Origin of the sequence: Streptomyces sp. DH12 (assembly GCF_020873895.1) — a bacterium.
Lineage (GTDB): Bacteria > Actinomycetota > Actinomycetes > Streptomycetales > Streptomycetaceae > Streptomyces.
This window is the reverse complement of record NZ_JAHWGT010000612.1, coordinates 1-544: the sequence shown is the minus strand read 5'-3', so window position 1 is coordinate 544 and position 544 is coordinate 1. Positions and strand designations below refer to the sequence as shown.

Here is a 544-nt window from a genome sequence, read left to right as displayed (position 1 = left end):
GACGGCGAGGTAGCGGGTGACGCCGCCGAGCTCGACGGCTTTGTGGTCGGGGTCGGGCTCGTGCTCGGGGTCGCGCGGGGCGGGTTCGGGCGGTGTGGCGCCGCGCTGGGCCGCCGCCCGGCGCACGGCTTCGGCCAGCCGTTCCCTGCGGACGGGTTTGAGCACGTAGTCGACGGCCTTGAGGTCGAAGGCCTGGACGGCGAAGTCCTCGTGGGCGGTGACGAACACCACGAGCGGCGGCCGGGCGAATCCGCTGAGCAGCCGGGCGAGGTCCAGTCCGTCGAGGCCGGGCATCTGGATGTCGAGGAAGACGACGTCGATGGCGTCGGGCCCGTCGGGTCCCGACTCCAGGGCGCGGTTGATGCGGCGCAGGGCCTCGGTGGCGTCGCCGGCGCCTTCCGCGCTCCCGATGCGGGGGTCGGCGTTCAGCAGGTAGAGCAGCTCCTCGAGCGAGGGGCGTTCGTCGTCGACGGCGAGGGCGCGCAGCATGAACGTGGAGTGTAGGGGGGATCTCCGGGTCGGGACTACGTGCCGGACAAGGGCG

Annotated in this window: 1 protein-coding gene; it reads right to left on the bottom strand. The window is 73.2% G+C overall.

The window, feature by feature from the left end; all coding sequences use genetic code 11:
- Window positions 1-489 (bottom strand): response regulator (locus tag LPA54_RS36065; protein ID WP_228984756.1); only part of this gene is annotated, 489 nt, incomplete at its 3' end.
- Window positions 490-544 lie beyond the last annotated feature (55 nt).